The sequence below is a fragment of the Colwellia sp. MB3u-8 genome (genome assembly GCF_014076985.1).
Classification (GTDB): domain Bacteria; phylum Pseudomonadota; class Gammaproteobacteria; order Enterobacterales; family Alteromonadaceae; genus Cognaticolwellia.
In genome coordinates, this window is the sequence record NZ_JACGVA010000011.1 from 1 (window position 1) to 4,015 (window position 4,015).

Consider the following 4,015-nt stretch of genomic DNA (forward strand, 5'->3'; position numbering starts at 1 on the left):
ATTGTTCAGAGCAATGAGGGCATACTTTAACTTTGCCAAATTTATTCAGAGTTTTAGAAAATAAACTTATTTTTTTATCGCAATGTGGACACTTCAATGTGAATCCTCCTTATTAACCTAACGCCTGAATAACAGGCTAAGTAATGGTTGGCTAAAATTGTGTAGCGAAGCGAAACGTAGCCAACTGTTACGTGTCCTTGTTGATTTTCTTGTTAGGTTTACTTTGCGCCCAAAAGCTATAAAGAGTAACTACGTGAAAAAGTAATAGCGCTAAAAAAACTTTTGAAAAGCTATAATAAACATCGATTAATTTATAAAGCAATGACTTATTACTAGCTTCAATTTCTTTGAATTTATTTAATAAAAATACGACTTCATCTCTAGTAAAGTTTTGCTTAGTACTATTATTAGAAATAATTGAGTCGATAGAGGTGGTGCCATTATCGTAGATTTTTTCTAGTTGTGAAATCTCTGCTAGGTAGTCAGGTAAAAAGTACATAGAAATGTAATAACCAACCAATAACGTTGTACTTAAAATAACAGAATACAATTTGATTTTTGAAGATTTCAACAGACTTCCTTGTAAACCTAACGCCCAAATAACGGGCAAAATATTGTTGGCTAAAATAGTGAACGTAGTGAACAAAAAGCCAACTGTATTTTGTTCCTGTTTATTTTCTTGTTAGCTATACATTCACTCCATCCTAAAATCTAGCTGAACCGTTAATTCCTGTTGAACTACAGCTTTACCATTTTCGACTTTAGGTGCGTACTTCCAATTTGAGAGAGCTCTAATTGCTGCTTTATCAAAGATATGTTCAGGAGCTGATTTTAAAACTTTAATATTTATTGGCTCACCACTTTCGCTGATATCGAAGCTCATTTTGACAAAACCTCCTATTTTATTGCGAGCCGCATGAATAGGATAGGTTGGATTTGCCGTTTCTAACAATGATGCATTAGATCTATCAGGCAAGGGAGTTGAAGAACAACTAGAAATTAAAATTAGTGATATGAATACCAAAGTAGCGTGAGTCATGAAAATCCTTTTTGTATAGCTAACGCCCCATTAAGAGGCTTTTAATTGTTGGTTATAATGTGAAGCGAAGCGGAGCCTAACCAACTGTTAAAAGTCCTGCTTGAATGGCTTATGTATGTACTGCACTAGCATCTGATTTTTGAAACCTAACTGTATGATACAAAGAAACAATACCAGATAAAACCCACCAAGCGATTAATGCTATTCGCCAACCTCCAGCATCAAATGGACTATCCATTTGATAGTAAAGGGCAAGTAACCCAGACGCTAAAATAAGAATTGATACAACTCTAGATTTCCATTTGAACAAGCAAAACGCAAGAACTAAAAGTATTAAAACATCAATAAACAATGTGAAATTGAAGAATGCAAAACCAACATTAAAAGCAGCAATAACAACTAAGTTGGCAGCAATACTTTTAATTGAATTCTGAATTTCGTTTGAGCTATCACTCATTTAAATATCACCACACCTGACTACATACATAACGCCCTGTTAACAGGCAATAATAATGTTGGCTAAAATAAGTGAACGGAGTGAACAAAAAGCCAACTGTATTTAGTCCTTGTTGAATTTCTTGTTAGATTTTTTCTTTCAGCTTTTTAATAGAGCTAGAAAGTACAATATCTTTTTCTGATCTCAGATGTTCAGGCATACGATCAATAATAATTTGTGGGGTAATACCATAGCCTACAAACTCTCTCCCATCTGGGTATGTATCTCTTTTAGTACAAATTCTGAAAGACCCACCCCCAGGTAAATCAAAGAAAATTGGTTGCCCCGTGCTTCCATATGTTTTTTCACCAACGGTAGTAAAATGCTTTAGCTTATCTGCATAGATTAAAAAATCCTCTGCTGCTGAGGCGGTATGCCTCCCAATCAACACGTAGGTAGGTACAATATGACTATTTTCTTTTGCTTTGAGCGATTCCATAGCTCCTGACTCCCATGCATCATCTTGGGCATAACTTTTATATTTTTCACTATAGTTTCCCCATGCTTTAAACGCAGCAATATGTTTTCTGGTTTTCCAAATAGAGCCCTCTAAATCTTTATTAGTAAAGTGGGATAATATTTCAGCTGCAATACTTGAATTACCGCCACCATTGAACCTTAGATCAAGAATTAGTCCCCTAGCTTGTTTAGCTTCATCATAAACTTCATTGAAGTCTTGCAGGATTTTTTTATCATGAAATCCGTTAAGAGCTATGTAAGCTATCTTATGATCCAACCACTTAAATTCAAATAACTCCCCATTCGATTTGGGAAGCTTTAACGACACTTTATCTATTTTTTGATGTCGTGCATTTCTAGTAAGAGTTAAGTCTTTGAACTCCCCTAAAGGAGTCTTTATAGTAAAATCAACCTTACTATCAGGTGATCCGTTTAATGTATTTCTTACACCATCGTTCCACAAAATATGCTCGGTTGAACTAGCAATATAAGGCATAATATTAGTTTTTAAATGAGTTTCCAAATTAACACCTTCAACTGAAACAACGGTAGAGCCTAAAGGAATTTCAGCTTGAAGCTCACTTTTTACTTTAGTAACTACAGCTTGCTGATGAGCCTCTCTTAAACTTAAGGCTGGCCAGTCTACATACTTAGAAGAAAGTCCTTTTGGTAAGTAAATATTAGTATGTCCATCGTGCAGTAAAGCATTAAATTTCATTAGTTCACGATAATACTCATAAGTTGTTTTAGTAGCTAAAACTTTGGGAATATATTCTCTATATGCGCTATCAAAATCTAAGTCTGGTACTTGATCAAAATATGCAAAATTGTAACTCGCTTCTTTCCAAAATAATGATAAACCATATAATTTATCTTCGTTTGATAAATTATATGGTGGATTTCCAACCTCTTTGGCAGAAACAGAAATAGATGCAATTAGCAAAGATGCTAATAATACTTTTTTAATCATTTAAACTATCCTTAGTAGCTTGAAACTCTGATGTAACCACGAAAAATCTAACGCCCTGTTAACAGGCACAAAATAGTTTGTTAAAATTAGCGACGAAGGAGCAAAAACCAACTGTTTTTTGTCCTGCTTTAATGACTTGTTATAACTTTATTTGTAATGCTCTGTGCAATAACTCAATTACACCAACTAGATAGTTATCTTTAGAAACTAAATCAGATTCATCAGGATAGATCCAATTTAAGAATGGTAATGAATCGTCACCACCAATACAGCTTTCAAGTTTATCTTGTGTTTCCGTGTTGCTTAGCGGCCTTCCCATTTTTTTAGAATGAATATGACCAATGTAATCATTTCTAAAAGAAATGATTCCTCTGCTTTTTATTTCTTCTTTAAATTTATTTTGTAATTGAGATAACTCAGGAACTTCATCTTTTAAAAGTTTCCCATATTTATCACAAAATTCAACATACTTAGAACAGTTCATAAACACTGAAGTAAAACAAAGTCTAAAAATATGCTTGTGTTGTATAGCTGTATTGTCGAGTAGGTTATTCCTCCTCGTTTCTTTAAGTAAAAGGACTGAGCCTATCAAGTCACCAGCTAACCCATCAAGAATATAGATAGCATCGTTAAATTTTTGCACCAAACCTGCCTAAAGTTATAACGCCACAATAAGCGGCTAAGTAATAGTTGGCTAAAATGTGTAGCGAAGCGAAACGCAGCCAACTATTGCGTGTCCCTTTGATTGCCTTGTTAGTTGCTAGTAGTTAAAACCACCAATATTACAAGAAGTTATCATATTTAATGTATAGGAGGAAGAACCAAAGAGCGCTTCCGCAATAGACACCTAAACATGAACTTTGAGCCTTAAAAAAACTAAAGCGATTAAAACTATTAAACTGCGAAAGGCAAAAACTGGGTTGGGAAAAAAGGAAGCTAGATTGAACGGCACTTCCATTGCCAAACCAAAGAATTGAACCAAACGCAAAACTATGCGATTTGCACTAAACGATAAATAAAATCATTCGATTTAGTGCGGACAACTAACGCC

General features: G+C 34.3%; 5 protein-coding genes. All 5 read right to left on the minus strand.

Features of this window, described 5'->3' with window-relative positions; translation table 11 throughout:
- Positions 1–187: 187 nt before the first annotated feature.
- Positions 188–571, minus strand: coding sequence for a hypothetical protein (locus H4J54_RS00070; protein ID WP_182188821.1), 384 nt, complete (start codon positions 569–571; stop codon positions 188–190).
- Between the two features lie 123 nt (positions 572–694).
- Positions 695–1,039, minus strand: a complete 345-nt coding sequence (locus H4J54_RS00075; protein WP_182188822.1) for an energy transducer TonB — start codon at positions 1,037–1,039, stop codon at positions 695–697.
- Positions 1,040–1,148: 109 nt separating this feature from the next.
- A complete protein-coding gene (locus H4J54_RS00080; RefSeq protein ID WP_182188823.1) occupies positions 1,149–1,496 on the minus strand; it encodes a hypothetical protein in 348 nt (115 codons plus the stop codon).
- A 124-nt stretch (positions 1,497–1,620) separates the two neighbouring features.
- Positions 1,621–2,964, minus strand: coding sequence for a S41 family peptidase (locus tag H4J54_RS00085; RefSeq protein WP_182188824.1), 1,344 nt, complete (start codon positions 2,962–2,964; stop codon positions 1,621–1,623).
- 139 nt (positions 2,965–3,103) lie between these two features.
- The gene (locus H4J54_RS00090) at positions 3,104–3,607 is read right to left on the minus strand and encodes a hypothetical protein (protein WP_182188825.1); all 504 of its coding nucleotides are present in this window, start codon (positions 3,605–3,607) and stop codon (positions 3,104–3,106) included.
- Positions 3,608–4,015: the final 408 nt, after the last annotated feature.

What these genes read in the sequence shown, in the direction of transcription:
- H4J54_RS00075 (WP_182188822.1), bottom strand. Translation starts at nt 1,039, where the DNA reads ATGACTCACGCTACTTTGGTATTCATATCACTAATTTTAATTTCTAGT.
- H4J54_RS00080 (WP_182188823.1), bottom strand. Translation starts at nt 1,496, where the DNA reads ATGAGTGATAGCTCAAACGAAATTCAGAATTCAATTAAAAGTATTGCT.
- H4J54_RS00085 (WP_182188824.1), bottom strand. Translation starts at nt 2,964, where the DNA reads ATGATTAAAAAAGTATTATTAGCATCTTTGCTAATTGCATCTATTTCT.